Here is an 18,977-nt window from a genome sequence, read left to right on the forward strand (position 1 = left end):
GGCTTTAGCAAAAAAACTTTTTTTATGATATTTATAAACTTGTGAAGCACTAGTTATACAAATGCCATTGGAATGGAGATAAATATGAAAAAAGATGATTTTGGTAATCGAATGAAGGAATACGAAAATGCTTTTAGGCAATACTTGCCCAGAAGACTTCCTGTCATTTTAAGGATCGATGGGTGTCATTTTCATACATATACGCGTGGCATGAAAAAGCCGTTTGACGAGCAACTAACTTATGCGATGTGGGAGACATGGAAATACTTGGCTCAAAACATTATGGGATGTAAGATCATCTATCAACAGAGTGATGAAATTTCCATATTGCTGACCAACTATGATAAATTAACGACTCAATCGTGGTTTGAAAATAATTTGCAGAAGATAGTTTCGGTCTCGGCTTCGATGGCAGCAGCAAAATTTAATGATGTCATTAAACCATATTATCCTGATAAACCCTTTGCTACGTTTGACTGCAGAGCTTGGGTTCTGCCACATGATGAAGTTGTTAATTATTTTCTATGGAGACAACAAGATGCTACAAAAAACAGTATCTCTATGATAGCCCAAGCAAACTTTCCTCATAAACATCTTCAAGGATTGGATAGTAAGAAACTTCAAGATAAGTTATTCTTAGAGAAAGGAATTAATTGGAACAACCTGCCTGTTTGGCAAAAACGAGGTGTATGCATCACGAAGCAAAATTATCAAAAAGGCGAAGCGACTCGCAGTAAATGGGATGTTGACCACGAAACACCGATTTTCAGTAAGGACAGGCACTACATCAATCAATATGTATATCTAGACAAGGATGAGTAGTCATGGAATGCATTATTTTTGTGGGGATTCAGGCATCAGGTAAATCAACGTTTTATCAAGAAAAATTTTTTAGAACACATATGCGGATCAACCTGGATATGCTTAAGACAAGAAATCGTGAAGACATCTTCCTGGCTGCCTCCATTAAGGCGATGCAGCCATTCGTAATCGATAATACGAACCCCACTGCAGCAGATAGGAAAAAATATATAGATTTATGTAGGGTGCATAAGTTTAAAGTGATTGGTTATTACTTTGAACCTGATTATGAATTGTCACAATCTAGGAACGAAATGAGGACTGGGAAAGAAAAAGTAAGTGAAGTTGGGATTAAGAGTACTCTTAAAAAATTGGAGATGCCAACCTATAGTGAAGGTTTTGATAAATTGTACAGAGTCAATTCAAAAGATGGAGTATTTCACATTGCCGAATTATAGTCGAAAGAGACTTTTTGGAAGGGAACCAAAATGGGACAAAGAGCCAACTTGGTAATTGTAAAGGAAGATGGATACAATCTATATTACAACCATTGGTGTGCAAATACTCTTCCCGGAGATCTATTTTGGGGACCAAAGAATGCAATTTCTTTTATAGAAGCGCAAAACAAAGTGGATGATTCAGGATGGCTCAACGATATTTGGGCGGAAGGTGGGGCCCTCATTGATTTAAACAAAAAGCTGCTTCTTTTTTATGGTGGGGAAGATGAGTTATGGAGCATTCCTTATAGAAGAATCTTCTTAAACTTGATGCAATCCGTTTGGGGTAACTGGGAAATTCGATGGGCCTACAATGGAATATTGGATATTGCTTCATACGTGGGAGTACCTGAAGACAAAGTGCGTACCAATAAAGACGATGATCTTTGTGTGGTAAATTTAGAGCCCCCTGAGGAAAAAAGTTGGGTGGATACAATAGGCAGTATCAAGTTTGATGACGGCCATATTCTGATTTTTCCACTTTATGGAGGTATTGAAGGGTATCTCTTAAACGGGCCGCGGCTCATCCAAAACTGCAATAAATCTATTGGACATGAGTGTATAAATTTTGACGAATGGACAAGCAACTTTCCGTCTTCAGGGTTTCATGTTGATCTCAATCAAATGCAAATTGATATTTGGCATGCAACTGTTTTTGCAGATCTAGCGGAAAAACTAAAAGAATTGTGGCCCGATTGGAAAATAATTGATCACTATGATCAATATGAAGTTCAATTAGAAAAGACAGCCGGCTGTTTGAAATTTCCAACTGTTGATCAGAAAAAAATGCTAAATGAAATAAAAGATGCTTTATTGCGATCTCCTACAAATCCACTTGACGCTTTATCTTCGTTAGTAGGTAGATTACAGGAACAGGGTCAAAACGTAGAAGTTAGCCACTATGCATTCATGCATGGAAGTTACGAACTATCTAAGGAAATCAGAGAGGAAATAATTGAAAATGCTTTTGCCACCCTTAATTGGATGGAAGCTAATTGATTCCACGCAGTCTATTTTTAAAAAGCCGATTTCAATCCAAGTACTTCAGAAAGTACTTTTCTAATATTTGAGATATTACGAATGTGGAGGAAAACACCTTCTTGGACATTTTTTATAAATCGAAAGATGGATTACATTTTGAAGAAATTACATCTGTCATGATGGATTCAGCACTGGGAGTTGGATACGTAGCGCCGTGGACCTTAATTATTGATGTGAATGCTTGTTTTATATTCGAGCAAAAGATTCCATTGGAAGTCTCTAAAAAGTTTAAAGTGAAGACGTTTTGGATCTCAGAATCCCTAATTTATAGAGATTATCATTTTAGCATCTTTAATAGCTGATGAATGGGGAGAGTCAATTGCTTTACAAATTATTGGAAAAGAAAATTTTTAATAAATCCGAGGGAGATATTGTTGGAGAGCTTAGAAGATTAAAATACCCAAGTATGAACTCGATTGACCCAACAAATGTAAAATAAAAGGTGTGTTTCACAGAATGTCATCGACATGGAAAGATGTAATATTTGCCATTACAGACAACATGAGTGCAGGACCATGCCCTGAATGTTTTGAAAGCAGAATCCGGTATAAATATGTTGGTGATGAAATCAAAAGAGTAGGTTTTTTGGCTATTTGGTGTGAATCTTGCAATCAAGGAATTCACATCTCTAGAATACATGCTCCGCTATATGAGGAAATTATTCCTTTCTGCGCGGTGAATACGGACATAATTCCCAATTACAAATTAATAACAAAACGAATTTTCTGAGTTTTATTCTAAAGGTAACTTCAAAAACACGACTATAATAGGAAAAGGAACTGACTCGTTTTTATTATAATCAACAACCAAAACGGAGCCGCGAGGGCTCCGTTTTCTGATTCATTCGGAATATCTTCTATTCCTCGATTAAAGCCCGAGACTTAAAAGGCGTTATAATCGTTGAAATAAGCTGCAGCGTCGTGGAGCGGTATCGGAAGAGTCCGTTCTTCGATTGCAATTAAACCAGTGCAGCCCGTTGGTGCTGTCAATTCCGACGCGCTTAATCTCAAAAAGGTTGGGGTAGTACTGGACTTTACAAAATGGGGCAAAATTTTAGCCGACCCAAAATTTCCGTTCAGAGTATTGACTTGGAGTTAGCTCCAGATTGTAAACTCGACTATAGGAAACCGGGTTCAAAGGGGAGGAGAAGATGTGACAAAGTTTCCACACTTCATTAATGGGTGCGATGAGCAGGGATTAAACTGCACATGAATGAAAATACCAATAGAAGGTGAGGAACGGTCATATGGAGTATGTGAAACTGGGAAATACCGGCTTGGACGTGTCCCGGCTTTGTCTGGGCTGCATGAGCTTTGGCGTAGCGGAACGGTGGACTCACCCATGGGTGCTTGATGAAGAACGCAGTCGTCCAATTATCAAAAGAGCTCTGGAATTGGGAATCAATTTTTTTGATACGGCGAACGTATACTCGGACGGAACTAGCGAGGAAATCGTTGGAAGGGCTCTGAAGGATTATGCGAGTCGCGATGAAATTGTCCTTGCGACAAAGGTTTATTTCCGGATGCATCAAGGTCCCAATGGCGCCGGACTGTCGCGAAAAGCGATCATGAGTGAAATGGACAAAAGCCTTAAGAGATTGGGAACCGACTATGTGGATCTTTATCAGATCCATCGCTGGGACTACCACACTCCGATCGAAGAAACGATGGAGGCCTTGCACGATGTGGTGAAAGCCGGGAAGGCAAGATACATCGGAGCTTCCGCCATGTTCGCATGGCAGTTTCTGAAGGCGCTGCATGCAGCCGAGAAACATGGATGGACCCGCTTCGTATCGATGCAGAATCATTACAATCTCATATACCGCGAGGAAGAAAGAGAAATGCTGCCGCTGTGTATGGAGGAAAAAATCGGCGTGATTCCGTATAGCCCTCTCGCATCGGGAAGATTGACCCGCGATTGGTCGGAAACAACCCATCGTTCCGAAACGGATCAAGTTCAGAAATCCAAATATGATGCAATGGCAAATACGGATCGATTGATAGTGGAGCGGGTTGCGGCAATAGCGGAAAAACACGGCGTTCCCCGCGCTCAAATTGCGCTTGCCTGGCTGCTGCAGAAAGAGCCGGTTACTGCTCCTATTATCGGTGCCACGAAAATGTCTCATCTTGAGGATGCGGCAGCTGCACTTACGATTAAGTTAACACCCGAAGAAATGGCTTCGCTGGAAGAGCCGTATGTTCCTCATCCGGTAGTCGGCCCTATTTCGATGCGTTGACAGCTTAATATAGCAAAAGCCAAGAACGCCTTATCATTCAGATAGGCGTTTTTGTTCTGCAATCAAAAAACTATGGCGGTGCAGAGTGTTTTCGCACGAATTTTTTTCCTGACGTTCATATTGCGTTCAAATTACTCCGATATTATGAAAATGGATACTTGTATCCAGTAAAGACTTTTTCTTTTATCATTTTTCGGGGGAAATGCGATGAATAAAATATTGGTTGTCGACGACGATCCGTTTATCCGGCAGCTCATCAGACTTACATTGAGAAACGAGGATATGCGCATTTTGGATAGCGAGAACGGGAGGGAAGCGCTGGAAACGTTGGAACGAACGAACGTGGACATGGTCATTCTCGATATCATGATGCCTTATATGGACGGTTGGGAGCTGTGCAAGGAGCTGCGTCTCCGTTATCCGGAGCTGCCGCTGCTGATGGTCACGGCCAAGGGCGAATCGGCGCATAAAATCAAAGGTTTTCAGCTCGGAACCGACGATTATGTGGTGAAGCCGTTCGACCCCATGGAGCTGGCGATGCGCGTTAAAGCTCTGCTTAAAAGGTACAAAATCCATTTTTCGCAAACGGTTCAGGCCGGCAGGCTGGAATTGAACCGGAAAAGCTATGAAGTTGCGGAGAACGGCAATTCCCATAAGCTCCCACCTAAAGAGTTCGAGCTTCTGTACAAGCTGGCCGGTTATCCGAACCAGGTGTTCACCCGGCATCAGCTCCTGGAGCAGATCTGGGGCATGGACTATCAGGGGGACGAACGGACGGTGGACGTACATATCAAAAGAATCCGCGAGCGGTTCCCGGCTCAGACGGCGGGATTTGAGATCGCCACTGTCCGGGGGCTCGGATATAAGCTGGAGCCGAAGCCATGATCCGGTCCCTTTATTTACGGGTGGCGCTTACTTTTTTGCTGGCCGTTATACTCGGGTTAACCGTCGCTTTTTTTACAACGAATTACATGTTCGGAGACCGGTTCGAGACGATGATGCAAAACAACCTCGATAAGGCGGCTCAGGATATATCATCCACTTTGGTGTCCATGACCATGAAGGAAGCTGATTCCTATCTGCGCAGTCGGCGCTGGCTCGAAGGGTATTATATTACTCTTTATGACATGTCGGGCAACAAAACGGGCTATGGATCGCGGCCGAACCAGGGCGAAATTAACAACGAAGCGGTACGCCAGGTACTCGGCGGACAAATCGTACGTGATTTTTCCCGAGGACCGATTAAGCAATTCGTAGGTTATCCGCTGTCTCTGAAGGAGGGCAGTTATGCCATTTTTGTACAGCTGAACAAACCGAAGCTGCCGGACAGCTTTACGCAGATACTACTGTCTGTCCTCACGGTTACGCTTATCATCGGCAGTCTGTTCGTGCTTGTTGCGGCACGTTACCTCGTTTTGCCGCTCAGGCTGATGACGTTGGCTGCCAGGCGCATCTCGGGCGGCAATTTTGACGTGAAGCTCCGATGGCTTAAGCGGAAGGACGAAATCGGCGAGCTGGCGCGCAGCTTCAGCCATATGGCCGGAGAACTGAAGCAGCTGGAGCAGATGAGGCAGGATTTTGTCTCCGGCGTATCGCACGAGATTCAGTCGCCGCTGACATCCATTGCAGGTTTTTCCAAGCTAATCCGCTATCACGATTTGCAGGGGGAGGAACGCGATCAATATTTGCAGATCATCCAGACGGAAGCGGAGCGGATGTCCAGAATGAGCGAAAATTTACTGAAGCTCGCTTCCCTCGATTCGGAGCATCATCCGTTTCATGCGGAGCCCTACCGGCTGGACGAGCAGATCCGGAAAATCATTCTTGCCCAAGAGCCGGAGTGGTCAGGCAAGGAGTTGGAGCTGTTTCTGACGCTGCCGCCGGCCATCATCAAGGCGGATGAAGATCAAATGAGCCAGGTTTGGATCAATTTGCTGCATAACGCGATCAAATTTACTCCACCGGGCGGGGCGATTCATATTTCGCTGGAGCTGCTGCTCGATTCGGTGCAGATCGGCATCAGCGATACGGGCATCGGCATTGCCGAAGACGAGCTTCCGCGTATTTTTGACCGGTTTTACAAATCGGACCAGTCCCGCCAGCGCGGCGCCGGAGGAAACGGGCTTGGGCTTGCCATCGTGCGGAAAATCGTCGATCTGCATGGCGGCACGATTACCGTAAAAAGCGATCTCGGGCAAGGCACCGTATTTCGAGTGACCTTGCCGAGCGGACTTTAGCCGCATACGTTATCGGAGATGGCACCTGCCATCTCCGTTTTTTTAGCACCTGCGCCGGATCGTCAAAAAACGAGTCCACCGGAACCTTTCGCGGTTCAAAAGCGTTGTATTTATATAATTGTATGAAACTGGAATTCAGTGCTGTGATAATGCAAAAGCCGAGTCTTCGCTTTTTGGAGGGAACATGCGATGAAACAAAGATTCAAGTCCATTCTTAGTAAGAAGAAACAAAACGGCGCCGCGCTTTTATGTGCTGTTATCCTCACTCTTGGCGTTTTAGCCGTCTGCACGAACGTTACGAACGGCAGCGGCGCAGCCATTAAACCCGGTACGATTTATTCCAGCCTCGACGGGAAGCAAGTCGTCTCGTTTGATGCAGGTAATTCGTATTCGATTAATGCGGAGGGCATTGTTTCCGTCTCGTACCGGAATGGAGAAGTTACCGCGCAAACACCGTTAAAATTGGATATGACCCGAAATGAAACGGATCGGGGAATAAGCGAAGGCGGCTTTTTCATCTCCGAGGATAAAACGGCTATCGTGTATAATCCGGCCCTGACAAATTATCGCCGCTGCATGTTCTGATCAGTGATGACGCGGGCAAAACGTGGAACGATTATATCGTTCAAGGCGCAAAGGGAAACGAGTTATTCATCGGCTTCACGTCGAAAAATGAAGGCTGGATGGTCAGCGGCCACTCCCGCGGCGTAGGAAGTGCGTTGAATGATGTATTCCAGACCTCCGATGGCGGGAAGACATGGGTGGAGGTAGGCAACCCAAATGAGGTTTATTCGGAACATCTGACGGGCGTAGGTTATTCCAACAAGGATGTCGGCTTTTTTGGCTTCCGCTACTATCGGGATGCCGGGCCTGAAATCTACTCAACCAAAAATCGGGGCAAATCATGGGAAAAACTCGCCGTCACGCTTCCGGAAAAGTTCAACGAGGATTATAATAAGACACCTCTTTCCCCTGTTTTCAACGGAAAAGAAGGACTTTATCCCATTCTGCTGACGAAGCGCGAAGACGGCCAAGCCGTAGGAACCATCTGTCTTTCCAGCATAGACGGAGGATTGACGTGGGTATATGACGAGAAGTATGATAAGCTGCAAAATAAGTAAACAGGCAGAAGATGTCGTTTTCTAAACATAAACCTCTTCACTACAACCTCTCCAGGTTTCGGGAGAGGTTTTTTCGTGGTTATTTTCGGAAATATTCACATGAAGTTCACACAGCCATATTATTCTAGCTTGGTGAGTGGAGGCCGACTCCGAGAGAAAAAGAAAGGAATGGAGGAGAACGCAGGAATGACTCGAATGACCCTATTTTCCATGAAAAATGTGTCCGCCCTGTTCATCATTATGCTGCTGTTGTTCGGCAGCGGTTTGTATGCCGCGTCGCAGCTGAAGATCGAGAACATGCCGGACGTATCTTTTCCCGTAGTGCTCGTGTCGACGACCTATACGGGATCGCCGAAGGATGTTTTGGAGCAGGTGACGGATCCGATCGAGAAGAAGCTGGCCAATATCGAGGATCTGGACACGATGAGCTCGACATCGAGCAACAATTTTTCAAGCGTTATACTGATGTTCAAGCAAGACGTCGACACCGACAAAAAGAAGCAGGATATCGAAAGCCTGCTGCAGGAGGTGGATCTTCCCGACTCGGCGGGCACTCCCAAGGCATCGACCTTCGGGGCTGCCAGCGCGCCGTCGATTTATTTGGTTGTATCCGCCAAAGAAGGCATAAGCCAAACGGAGCTTGACAAGCATTTCGACGATACGATCAAGCCGGCCTTCGAATCTCTTAAAGGCATCGACCATTTGGATATCGTCGGGGCGCGCGAAACGAGCCTGGATATCGAACTCGATGCCGATGCCTTGAAGGTGTACGGTTTAACTCCGACGCAGGTAACCGGCGCGATCAGGGCTGCAGTGACCAAGAGCCCGGTCGGCAGCGTAGAAATCAGCGGCAACGAGAAAAATGCCCGGGTTACGGGAGATATCCAAAGCGTGATGGATCTCGAGCAGATCGAAATTACGGCGGGCACGGGCGATATCATCACACTTTCGCAAGTAGCCAAAGTGAAGGCGATCAACGAATCGGATTTCTCCAGCCGGTTTAACGGGCAGCATGCGATCGCCGTTGTCTTGTATAAATCGAGCAGCGCGAATGCGGTTGATTTTTCGAACGAAGTTGAAAAGCTGAAGGAAGAGTGGAAAACCTCGTTGCCTAACGTCGAATTAAAAACGACTTACGACAGTGCCGACGAAATCAGGGAATCCATCAACGGTTTGCTGAGGGAGGGGGTTGTCGGCGCGCTGCTTGCTGCGTTCACGATCCTTGTCTTTTTGCGGAATGTGCGAATGACCTTGATTGTGCTTGTTTCCATCCCCTTATCGATCCTGATCACGCTACTATTGATGTGGGAGTTCGGTTTGACGCTGAACACGATGACGCTGGGGGGCATTTTTATCGCCGTCGGACGCGTGGTGGACGACTCGATTGTCGTTATTGAAAATATTTACGCTTCCTTGGAAAAAGCGCAGGAAAGAAACGAATCTGTGATTCTATTGGCGACGAAGCAGGTGGCTATGGCGATCACGTCGTCGACTCTCGCGACTGTGGGCGTGTTCGCCCCGATCGGCATGGTAACCGGCGTGGTCGGCGGGTTTTTCAAACCGTTTGCGCTCACGCTTGCGTTTGCGCTTCTGTCTTCGCTGCTCGTTGCTTTGACCGTCATTCCGATGCTGGCGAAGCTGATGGTGCTCAAAGGAAAGCCGTCCAAGCATCAAACGCATCATGAAGCCCCGCAGGGCAAATTCATGACCGTTTACGAAAACATCCTGCACTGGTCGCTGAAGCATCGGTTCAAGTCGCTGCTGCTGGCCGGGGTGCTGTTCGTAGGCACCATTGCCGTCACGGTACCGCAATTGTCGGTTGCGTTTCTGCCGAGCGGCAAGGCTTCGAAATCGATGTATTTCGTGGTCAAGCTGCCGAACGAAACGGCGTTTGAGACGACAAAAGCGAAAACCGAGGAGCTGGAACAGCTGCTGAGGGATGCCAAAGACAGCCGGGGCAACACGCTTTTTACCTATGTGGAGGGGCTTGCCGGATTTAACGGAGACGATGATCAGCAAACGGCTTTCGCGGCGCAAATTTATGTGGAAGTAAACGATCAGGTTGACCCGGATAAAGTCAAGGAACAGGTGAAGCAGTTCATCGAGTCCGAGGTGCCGCAGGGCTCCGATGTGCAGGCCAAATCGATCGGCGGCGGAACGGGCGTGTCCAGCACAGACTTTTCCTACCGTCTGAAAGGCGACGACCAGGCCCGGTTGGAGCAGGCGGCGGCGATGGTCAAGGCCAAGCTCATGGAGTTCCCGGAACTGAGCGAAATCGAAGACAGCTTAAGCGACAAGAAAACCGAGGTGGAAATCACCGTCGATCAGAAAAAAGCGAGAGCCTACGGTCTGACGGCATCATCGGTGAGGGATGCGGCGATGACGTGGATTCAGAAGACAAACCTCGGCGATTTGGACATTGACGGCGACACGTACACGACGACCGTTTCGATGGACAAATCCGACAAAAATTCGATCGAGAAGCTGGGCAACATTCCTTTAACCAGCTCTTCGGGCAAGACGGTTTATTTGAAAGAAGTAGCCAAAGTGGAGCTGAAGCCTGCCGCGACTTCGTTAGGACGTGAAAGCCGGCAGCAGCTCGTCAGCGTAACGGCGAAAATCAACTCGGACAATAAAACCGCCGTCAGCGGTAAAGTTTCCGCCGCTTTGCGTTCGTTGGAGCTGCCGGATGGGATCAGCCGGGAAGTAAAGGGCGTATCCGCCGACGTCAACGAAAGCTTTTCCCAGCTTGGGATGGCGATGGTGGTCGCGATCTTTATGATTTACCTGATCATGGTTTTGGCCTTCGGCAACGCAGGCGCCCCGTTCGCGATTTTGTTCTCACTCCCGCTTGCCGCCATCGGCGGTTTGATCGGGCTGGTCATCACCGGCGAGGCGCTGAACATCACCTCGATGATCGGGTTCATGATGCTGATCGGCATCGTCGTGACCAACGCGATCGTGCTGATCGACCGGGCGCAGCAGCTTCGCGAGGAGGGCTACACCGTACGGCAGGCTTTGCTGGATGCGGGCAAGGTTCGGCTTCGCCCCATTATCATGACCGCCGGCGCAACGATCGTGGCTCTATTCCCGCTCGCTCTCGGGTTGTCGGGTGAAGGGGCTTTGATAGGCAAAGGACTGGGCGTCGTCGTGATCGGCGGTCTGGCTACATCCACGGTGCTGACTTTGGTGGTCGTGCCCATTGTGTATGAACTCATCGAGGAGTTCAAGGTCCGAGTCGGCAGGTTGTTTCATAGGGACAAGAAGCTGATAGAGCCCGCTGGTTCGATAGAAATATAAGGATGGAGGAGGCAGAGCGATGAAAAGGGTGGATATACAAAAAAAACGGAGCCGGTATTCGATGCTCCATACCATGGTTTTGCTGGGAGTGGTGGCCGCCGTCGCGGCGGGCTGCTCTCCTCCCGGCGGAGGTCCGGCCGGACCGGCGGAGGCGCAGCTTGCGACGAGACCGGTCAAGACGGAGCCGGTTGCGAGGCAAAGCATCGGCGCTCCTGTCGAGCAAGTCGCCGATGTCGTCTCGGGAACGACGGTCGATATCGTGCCGAAGGTCGGCGGAACGGTGGTCGAGCTTGTGAAGAAGCGCGGAGACTACGTGCATAAAGATGAAGTGCTGCTGCGTTTGGACAGCGTCGATGCGGAATCGGTTCGGCGGAAAAACGAGCTGTCCGTCAGAAGCGCCGAGGAATCGCTCAAAAAAGCGAAGGACGATCAGGCGAACAACCGCAAGGATTTGGCCGATTCGGTAACGAAGGCGGAGATGGCTTTCAAAAACGCCGAGCAGGATTACAACAAGCTCCGCAACGATTACGAGGACGGAAAAGCGACGAACCACCAGCTCGATCAAGCCAAGCAGCAGGTTGATACGGCGCGGATGAGTCTCGAATCGGCCAAAAACAAATTGGCCGCGAACGATAATTCGAATACGATCGCTTCCTACGAAACACAGCTGGAAACGGCGCGTCTGGCGCTCGAGGATTCGATCCGCACTCTTGAAAACTACAGTGTCAAAGCCCCGGCCAGCGGCCTATTGACCGATTTTACTCCGGTAGTGGGCCAGACGATCTCCTCCGGCAAGATCGGTCAAATCCAGCAGGTCGATCCGATCAAGATTACGACAGAGCTGTCCGAAACAAACTATCAGCTCGTAAAGAACAAGCAGGAGCTCGTATATTACAATCCGGATACTCCGGAGACGAAGGGGACGGCGAAAATCAGCTATTTGGCCCCGGTCATGAGCGCGCAAACCAAAACGTTTACCTTGGAGCTCGAAATAGCGAACCCGAACCTGGAAATTCAGCCGGGCAAAAGATACATGGTGCAGCTGACGACCGAAACGGAGCAGAAAGTGCCCGTGGTGCCTGCTTTGAGCATCATCCGCGAGGAATCGGACTCGTATGTCTTTATTTTGAAAGACGGAACTTATCAGAAGCGAAAAGTGAAGCTCGGGCGCATTAACGGACAGTATCAGGAGATTGCCGGCGGCGTCAATGAGGGCGAGCAGCTCGTCGTCTCCGGTCAGCATCAACTGAAGGACGGGCAGAAGGCGGACGAGCCGGCCAAGAGCGGGACCGGCGGCTCTGCGGCGGATACGAAACCGGTGAAATAACAATCGAGAAGGAGGCATCTCAATGAACAACCAGTGGAAACAAAGTATGGCAGCACTCATGATCGGCGCTCTGGCGGTTCAGGGAAGCTTGGGGCTTCCCGTCGTGCACGGGGAAGAAACGGCGGCTCAGATACAGCCGGCTTCCGAAGGCGCCAGCTATTATTTGACAAATACGATACAGGCCGCCGTCAAGAGCGCATCCGTGCAGTCGACGGCGAACGGCATACGGATTGCCGCCACGGTTCGGCTTTATAACGGCGGCACGGCCAAGGCCCGCATCCCCGATTTCGAGCTGCGCGTACGGACTGCGGACGGGGTGGAGTACAAGCTCGACGCCAGTGCGGACAATAAAACGGCGCTTAAACCGCTCGAAGTGGCGGAGCTCGTGTTTATGAGCGTCATCGACAGCAAAGACAAAACTCCGGTCAAAATCACCCGGCTCGCCTTCGTGAACGTAGACGAATATGCTTATCCGAAAATAGAAACGGAACTGCTTTCCATGCCGCTTGACCGGAAGGTATGGTATGACGCGGAAAGTACGGAGCCGCTTTCGGCAGTGCGCCTTGCTTGGGGACAAACATTTTCTTTGGCTGGAGTGAACTCCAATTTGCTCTATACGCCGGTCGGCTACTCTAAACAGCATACGGATCAAGGGGCTGCCGTGCTTGTCACTGTAGTTGTGGAAAACCCGGGCGAAGGGAGAGAAACGGTTCCCGATTTCCGCATGGACGCCCGTTCGGATATAAAAAAGTATGCCGGCAAGCGAACCGAGGAAACCGCCCCGCAGCTTGATCCCGGCGAAAAAACATATATTCATTTTGCGATACCTGTTGAAAATAACGACGAACCTGCCAAGCTGCAGGTGATGACGACCGATCCGTTCAAGTCCGGGAACGATTCGCTGCCACTCGATACCGGAAAAGCGGTGATCGCGCTGCCGGAAGGAGGGTTGGCCGATCCCGCTGCGATGTCCGCCTATACGCTCGGTACGCCGATTTCGGTCGATCCGCTATCCCAGCTCATCGATCAGACGGACATATCGCTCATGGAGCTGCATTTGCAGCAAAATCCGGCGGATGGCTACCAGACGGCGATCGCCAAGTTCAAGCTGACAAACAAGAGCGGCAAGCCGATCCCGACGCCTGCGTTCGATACGGAGCTTCGCAGCCCGAGCGGTTCCGCTTATGCCGGGGTTCGGCAAACGAATGTGCCGGCGGCTTTAAATCCGGGGCTCGGCTATACGCTCAGCTACGCATTTAACCTGCCTCAATCGGAAACGGGGGAAGGACTCGTACTTAAGCTGCTCGATGCGAAATCGGCCGCTCCGTACAAAGTGGCCATCGCCTCGGTGCCGGCGCCGGTGCAAAAGGAGACGGCAACGGACGTGCTTCACCTGTTCCCGCTGGACATCAAGCTGGAGCATTGGGAATTCGGAACGAACTACCTCTCCACGAACGCCACGTATTCCTATAAATTAAAGCTTACATTGGATATTACGCAGCAGCCGGATGTTGTGGTCGATCAAAATTTCCCGACGCTTCGCTTCGAAGCGGTCGACAAATTAGGGCGGGTGCTCAGCACGGCCGATGCCGGATTAACCGGCACGCAAAAGCTGATCAGCGGCACGCAAACGATAGTGACCGGTACGGTGCAAAGCGAGCAGTTTGAATTTCCGATTACCGTCAACGTCTATGAAGTTGTCGATACGCCAAGCGGGCAGGCCAAGCGCTTCTTGACCACGCTCGACTGATTCGGCGCTCGGGAGATGCGTCAACGCGTGATTAAACAAGAAGTATTAACGGAAAACATTTTTTCGTTAATGCTTCTTTTGTTTTTAGCGGCAGCCATCCGAATAGAATAACGACTTCTGGGAACAGTATTTGATGAATTTTCCAGATCGCGTAACAGAAGAACAGTCGTAGGGGGGAAGGCATGAACGAATTCAAACCGCCTAAAAAGTCCACTTTTTATTACTACGGGATCACCTTGCTTTTGATTTTGCTGATTAACTCCTTCGTAATGCCGCTTATTTACAATTATTCCGTGAAGGAAGTCGATTACGGGACGTTTCTGCACATGGTGAAGGATGGTCAGGTCAAGCAGGTGGAGATCCAGGATAACGCGATCGTCTTTACTCCGGTCGATACGACGGGGGCCAAGATGTATAAAACGGGTGCCGTCGAGGATCCGAAGCTGGTCGACCGGCTGTATGAGGCGAACGTTGCTTTTACCCGAGTTATCCCCAGAGAAATGTCGCCGATTCTAAACTTTATACTGAGCTGGATTCTCCCGTTTCTCATCTTTCTTTTAATAGGTCAGTGGCTGATGAAGAAGATGGCGAATCGGATGCCGGGAGGAGGCAATCCGTTTTCCTTTGGAAAAAGCAATGCCAAGGTGTACGTAGAAGCGGAAACCGGCATTACATTTGCCGATGTGGCCGGCCAGGAAGAGGCGAAGGAGGCGTTGAAGGAAATCGTCGATTTCCTGCATAACCCAAAGCGGTATGCGGAGATCGGTGCGAAAATTCCCAAAGGCGCTTTGCTGGTGGGCCCGCCGGGAACAGGAAAGACGCTGCTGGCCAAAGCGGTGGCCGGAGAATCGAAGGTGCCTTTTTTCTCCATATCGGGCTCCGAGTTTGTGGAAATGTTTGTCGGCATGGGGGCAGCCCGGGTGAGGGATTTATTTAAGCAAGCGCAGGAAAAAGCTCCGTGCATCGTTTTTATCGATGAAATCGATGCGATCGGGAAAAGCCGCAACTCCGGCATCGCAGGCGGCAACGACGAGAGAGAGCAAACCTTGAACCAGCTTTTGACGGAAATGGACGGTTTCGATGCGGACAAAGGCGTGGTGATCCTGGCGGCGACAAACCGTCCGGAGACGCTGGACAAGGCGCTTCTCAGGCCGGGGCGGTTCGATCGCAGAGTGCCGGTGGAGCTGCCCGATTTGGCCGGACGGGAAGCGATCCTCAAGGTGCATGCCAAAAAAGTGAAGCTTGCGGACGACATCGATTTTCATGTGATCGCCAGGGCCACACCCGGAGCGTCCGGGGCCGATCTGGCCAACATCGTCAACGAAGCTGCGTTGCGTGCCGTCAAACTTGGCCGCAGCAAAGTTACGCAAAACGATTTGGAAGAATGCGTGGAAGTCGTCATCGCCGGCTACCAGCGGAAACATGTGCTCATCTCGATGAAGGACAAGCTGACCATCGCTTATCATGAGGTGGGGCATGCATTGGTAGCGGCAATGCAAAGCCATTCCGCTCCCGTGCACAAGATCACGATCATTCCGCGAACTTCCGGCGCACTCGGATACACGATGCAGGTCGACGAGCAGGAAACCATCCTGATGTCCAAGGAGCAGGCGCTGGACAAAATTACAACCTTCATGGGCGGGCGCGCCGCGGAAGAAATCATTTTCAATCGAATCACATCGGGCGCCTCCAACGACATCGAGCAGGCCACGAAAATCGCCAGATCGATGGTCACCCGGTTCGGCATGAGCGATACGTTTGATATGATGGCGCTGGAGACGGTAAATAATCCCTACCTCGGTGGAGACACCTCGCTGCTCGTTTCCGCGGAAACAGCGTCCAGAATCGACGACGAGGTGCTGAGCATCATCAAAACCTGCCATCAGACCGCAATACGAATTTTGGAAGAGAACAAAGAAAAGTTGCATGAAATCACAAAGTATTTGATGGAAAAGGAGACCATCTCGGGCGAGGAATTTATGGCTGTTTTAAAACGCGAGAGCTAAAGACAGTAACGCACGAAAGTCGCGTGAAAACGCGGCTTTTTATCATTTTGGAAATGAGGCGCAGCCAATTTATGTGTATAACCGGGAATTTGTTCCTTGATCTAACGCGGCTGCCGCATGGACGACCGCAGCAGATGAAATTGTTTGGCCAAGTAGAGCGGGGTATACGGCATGTCGTTACGCAGCCAAGCCACGATCGTTCCGATCAAGGCCGATGAACCGTACCATATGGCGATATCCTTTTGAATACCGGTTGTCGTAAGGTAAGTGCCGTCCTCCAATCTCTCGATTTTTTCCGTAATCAATTCCGTCAGCAGCTTTAACAGCCGGTCCGTAAACACAGGAACCCGCTTCAAGGCCAAAATAACTTTGTAAAATTGGGCATGTTCGGCAATATGCTCGAGCAGACTGACCAGCATCGCCTGCTCTTCTTCTTCCGCACCATTCGGATTTGCCGGCGTTTTTTTCAAAATCGCGCTAATCTCCTCTACCATTTCGTCAGCCATTTTTTCCAGCATATCCGGAATGTCCTGATAGTGAAGATAAAAGGTAACACGATTGATGGTGGCCCGCTCGGCAAGGCGGTTTACCGATATTTTCTCGATTTCCATTTCCTGAAGCAATTCGACAAAGGAATCCCTAAGCAATTGCCGTGTACGGAGAATACGGGGATCTATACGGGAAGATTTTTTATCCATCCTCATTTTCCTTTCATCATATACATAAGCTACAGTTTTACCGATTATGTATTATTTTTCCGGGAAAAGCTACAGAACAAAAATGACGTGTATATTAATTTACAATTTGTCGTAATGTGTTGCTTGTAAAAAAGAACCATATCCATATAATTTAATTTATATGATGTTAATTATACAACATGTTGTAAATTAAATCTATGATTTACTTGGATGTGCAGTCAGGAATGCACGTCATTGCGGAACAGGCGGGTGTGCGGTATGGTGGAATCTCTCCAAGATGAGGAAAAGAACAAAAGCGACGGTTCGATGTGGCTGGCGTTGATCGCTATTGTGCTGGGCACATTTGTTTCCGTTTTAAACAGCAGCTTGATGAACGTGGCGCTTACCAAGTTCGTGGCCGTATTCGGCTCTGATGTAAGCACCATTCAATGGGTCATTACCGCGTATATGCTTGCCTCGGCTGTCGTCATTCCGATGAGCGGCTACCTGGGAGAGCGGTTTGGCAACAAAAACGTATTTATTTGGTCCGTAGCGGGATTTACCGTCGGCTCCGTCTTGTGCGGGCTGGCCTGGAACGCTTCGTCGCTCATTTTGTTTCGGATCATTCAGGGGGTTGCCGGCGGGTTTATTATGCCGATCGGCATGGCAACCATCTACACTATTTTCCCGAGGGAAAAAACCGGGATGGCGCTGGGATTATGGGGCGTTGCCGCGATGGTGGCGCCCGCGCTGGGACCGACGTTCGGCGGTTATTTGATTCAATATTACAGCTGGCGGCTTTTGTTTTTCATCAACATCCCGATCGGTATTTTCGCCGTGGTGATGAGCCAGCTTTTGCTTAAACCGTCCATTCCGAAAAAAGGGCTCAAGTTCGATTTGGCCGGCGCTGTTCTTGCCATATTGTTTTTTGGGTCGCTGCTTCTTGCATTGAGCAAGGGGCAGTCGGAGGGATGGACATCGCTGTTTATCGTCAGCCTGCTGTTCGTAGCGGTATCGAGTTTGCTGCTTCTTCTTTGGGTGGAGCTTGGTGCAGAGCAGCCTGTGCTGGATTTGAAAATTTTCAAAAACATGAAGTTTACGTTCAGCGTCATTTCATCCTGTCTCGTTATGATCGGGATGATGGGCGGCACCTTCCTGACTCCGCTTTATTTGCAAAACATCCATTCGCTGAATGCGATGGAGACCGGTTTGATCATGATGCCGCAAGCCATTATTATGGCGCTGATGATGCCGGTCGCAGGAAGGTTGTTCGATAAAATCGGCATACTGCCGCTCGGAATTTTAGGTTTAACGATTCTCGGGATTACGACCTTGAAGCTTCATCAATTGACGACCGACACGCCGAACGAATGGCTGAATGCCGTGCTGTGCATCCGTTCGATCGGTATCGGACTTTGCATGATGCCGCTTACCTCCGCGGGGATGAATGCTCTGGCGCCCCATCAGATAGGGAACGGTTCGACGTTATCGAACGTATGCCGCCAGGTTGCAGGTTCGATGGGGATTGCGCTGTTTACGGCCATCATGAACAGCAGGCAAATTGTCCATTACGCGCATATCAACGAAAGCGTCACCGTCGATTCCTGGGTCGCTAATGATGTCATCTCGGCGCTTTCGGGGCAAATATATCAGTGGGCTGTCGATATGGGCACGGCGACGGGCGTGGCGACTTCTACACTGAGCGGCATCATGCAGAAAGAGGCGCTGGCCCGCGCGATTGCCGATACGTTTTATTTATCGGCGATTCCCGCCATTCTGTGCATCCCGGTTGTGCTTTTCTTGAGGGCAAAAAGACAACCGCAGCCGGCTGATGTCCCGTCCAAGACAGAGGCGGAAGCGCCTGCGGCAGCGCGTCAAACGGAGGTGCAAAGACCCGAGCCCGTTCAGGCCTAAATGCCGCCGAATGTATGCATCGATCTTATCGCTATGTATAAAATAAAGCCGTCAAACCGATATTGAAAAA

The 18,977-nt window shown here is 49.5% G+C and carries 14 protein-coding genes; 13 read left to right on the forward strand and 1 reads right to left on the reverse strand.

Annotation, left to right across the window (positions count from 1 at the left end):
* Positions 1 to 84: 84 nt before the first annotated feature.
* The 12 genes from MYS68_RS06545 (at position 85) to ftsH (ending at position 16,316) form a co-directional block, all read left to right on the forward strand.
* Positions 85 to 822 (forward strand): tRNA(His) guanylyltransferase Thg1 family protein, encoded by a 738-nt coding sequence (locus MYS68_RS06545; protein WP_248925060.1) that lies wholly within the window; start codon positions 85 to 87, stop codon positions 820 to 822.
* 2 nt (positions 823 to 824) lie between these two features.
* Positions 825 to 1,259, forward strand: coding sequence for an AAA family ATPase (locus MYS68_RS06550; RefSeq protein ID WP_248925061.1), 435 nt, complete (start codon positions 825 to 827; stop codon positions 1,257 to 1,259).
* Between the two features lie 30 nt (positions 1,260 to 1,289).
* Positions 1,290 to 2,297 carry a hypothetical protein gene (locus tag MYS68_RS06555; protein ID WP_248925062.1) on the forward strand — a complete coding sequence of 336 codons (1,008 nt, stop codon included), beginning with the start codon at positions 1,290 to 1,292 and terminating at the stop codon, positions 2,295 to 2,297.
* Positions 2,298 to 3,585: 1,288 nt separating this feature from the next.
* Positions 3,586 to 4,575 (forward strand): aldo/keto reductase, encoded by a 990-nt coding sequence (locus MYS68_RS06560; RefSeq protein ID WP_248925063.1) that lies wholly within the window; start codon positions 3,586 to 3,588, stop codon positions 4,573 to 4,575.
* Between the two features lie 207 nt (positions 4,576 to 4,782).
* Positions 4,783 to 5,460 (forward strand): response regulator transcription factor, encoded by a 678-nt coding sequence (locus tag MYS68_RS06565; protein ID WP_248925064.1) that lies wholly within the window; start codon positions 4,783 to 4,785, stop codon positions 5,458 to 5,460.
* The gene (locus tag MYS68_RS06570) at positions 5,457 to 6,812 is read left to right on the forward strand and encodes a sensor histidine kinase (protein WP_248925065.1); all 1,356 of its coding nucleotides are present in this window, start codon (positions 5,457 to 5,459) and stop codon (positions 6,810 to 6,812) included. The genes MYS68_RS06565 and MYS68_RS06570 overlap by 4 nt, the downstream gene beginning before the upstream one ends.
* A gap of 189 nt (positions 6,813 to 7,001) precedes the next feature.
* On the forward strand, positions 7,002 to 7,397 hold the full coding sequence (locus MYS68_RS06575) for a hypothetical protein (protein WP_248925066.1): 396 nt from the start codon (positions 7,002 to 7,004) through the stop codon (positions 7,395 to 7,397).
* Between the two features lie 134 nt (positions 7,398 to 7,531).
* Positions 7,532 to 7,933 (forward strand): WD40/YVTN/BNR-like repeat-containing protein, encoded by a 402-nt coding sequence (locus MYS68_RS06580; protein ID WP_248925067.1) that lies wholly within the window; start codon positions 7,532 to 7,534, stop codon positions 7,931 to 7,933.
* A gap of 186 nt (positions 7,934 to 8,119) precedes the next feature.
* Positions 8,120 to 11,233 (forward strand): efflux RND transporter permease subunit, encoded by a 3,114-nt coding sequence (locus MYS68_RS06585; RefSeq protein WP_248925068.1) that lies wholly within the window; start codon positions 8,120 to 8,122, stop codon positions 11,231 to 11,233.
* A gap of 19 nt (positions 11,234 to 11,252) precedes the next feature.
* Entirely contained in the window at positions 11,253 to 12,560 is a 1,308-nt protein-coding gene (locus MYS68_RS06590; RefSeq protein ID WP_248925069.1) for an efflux RND transporter periplasmic adaptor subunit, read from the forward strand.
* Between the two features lie 22 nt (positions 12,561 to 12,582).
* On the forward strand, positions 12,583 to 14,310 hold the full coding sequence (locus MYS68_RS06595) for a hypothetical protein (RefSeq protein WP_248925070.1): 1,728 nt from the start codon (positions 12,583 to 12,585) through the stop codon (positions 14,308 to 14,310).
* 182 nt (positions 14,311 to 14,492) lie between these two features.
* Positions 14,493 to 16,316 carry an ATP-dependent zinc metalloprotease FtsH gene (gene ftsH / locus MYS68_RS06600; protein ID WP_248925071.1) on the forward strand — a complete coding sequence of 608 codons (1,824 nt, stop codon included), beginning with the start codon at positions 14,493 to 14,495 and terminating at the stop codon, positions 16,314 to 16,316.
* A 101-nt stretch (positions 16,317 to 16,417) separates the two neighbouring features.
* Here ftsH and MYS68_RS06605 read toward each other — a convergent pair whose 3' ends face one another.
* A complete protein-coding gene (locus MYS68_RS06605; protein ID WP_248925072.1) occupies positions 16,418 to 17,014 on the reverse strand; it encodes a TetR/AcrR family transcriptional regulator in 597 nt (198 codons plus the stop codon).
* Between the two features lie 258 nt (positions 17,015 to 17,272).
* Here MYS68_RS06605 and MYS68_RS06610 point away from each other — a divergent pair, with 258 nt between their 5' ends.
* Positions 17,273 to 18,907, forward strand: coding sequence for a DHA2 family efflux MFS transporter permease subunit (locus MYS68_RS06610; RefSeq protein WP_248925073.1), 1,635 nt, complete (start codon positions 17,273 to 17,275; stop codon positions 18,905 to 18,907).
* The last annotated feature ends 70 nt before the right edge of the window (positions 18,908 to 18,977 follow it).

Origin of the sequence: Paenibacillus hamazuiensis (assembly GCF_023276405.1) — a bacterium.
Taxonomy (GTDB): Bacteria; Bacillota; Bacilli; order Paenibacillales; family NBRC-103111; genus Paenibacillus_AF; species Paenibacillus_AF hamazuiensis.

Bases quoted from the DNA above. Each gene is read 5' to 3' on its own strand.
- MYS68_RS06590 (WP_248925069.1), top strand. From the start codon at position 11,253: ATGAAAAGGGTGGATATACAAAAAAAACGGAGCCGGTATTCGATGCTC.
- MYS68_RS06605 (WP_248925072.1), bottom strand. From the start codon at position 17,014: ATGGATAAAAAATCTTCCCGTATAGATCCCCGTATTCTCCGTACACGG.
- MYS68_RS06595 (WP_248925070.1), top strand. From the start codon at position 12,583: ATGAACAACCAGTGGAAACAAAGTATGGCAGCACTCATGATCGGCGCT.
- MYS68_RS06555 (WP_248925062.1), top strand. From the start codon at position 1,290: ATGGGACAAAGAGCCAACTTGGTAATTGTAAAGGAAGATGGATACAAT.
- MYS68_RS06550 (WP_248925061.1), top strand. From the start codon at position 825: ATGGAATGCATTATTTTTGTGGGGATTCAGGCATCAGGTAAATCAACG.
- MYS68_RS06575 (WP_248925066.1), top strand. From the start codon at position 7,002: ATGAAACAAAGATTCAAGTCCATTCTTAGTAAGAAGAAACAAAACGGC.
- MYS68_RS06560 (WP_248925063.1), top strand. From the start codon at position 3,586: ATGGAGTATGTGAAACTGGGAAATACCGGCTTGGACGTGTCCCGGCTT.
- ftsH (WP_248925071.1), top strand. From the start codon at position 14,493: ATGAACGAATTCAAACCGCCTAAAAAGTCCACTTTTTATTACTACGGG.
- MYS68_RS06545 (WP_248925060.1), top strand. From the start codon at position 85: ATGAAAAAAGATGATTTTGGTAATCGAATGAAGGAATACGAAAATGCT.
- MYS68_RS06610 (WP_248925073.1), top strand. From the start codon at position 17,273: ATGGTGGAATCTCTCCAAGATGAGGAAAAGAACAAAAGCGACGGTTCG.
- MYS68_RS06570 (WP_248925065.1), top strand. From the start codon at position 5,457: ATGATCCGGTCCCTTTATTTACGGGTGGCGCTTACTTTTTTGCTGGCC.
- MYS68_RS06565 (WP_248925064.1), top strand. From the start codon at position 4,783: ATGAATAAAATATTGGTTGTCGACGACGATCCGTTTATCCGGCAGCTC.
- MYS68_RS06585 (WP_248925068.1), top strand. From the start codon at position 8,120: ATGACTCGAATGACCCTATTTTCCATGAAAAATGTGTCCGCCCTGTTC.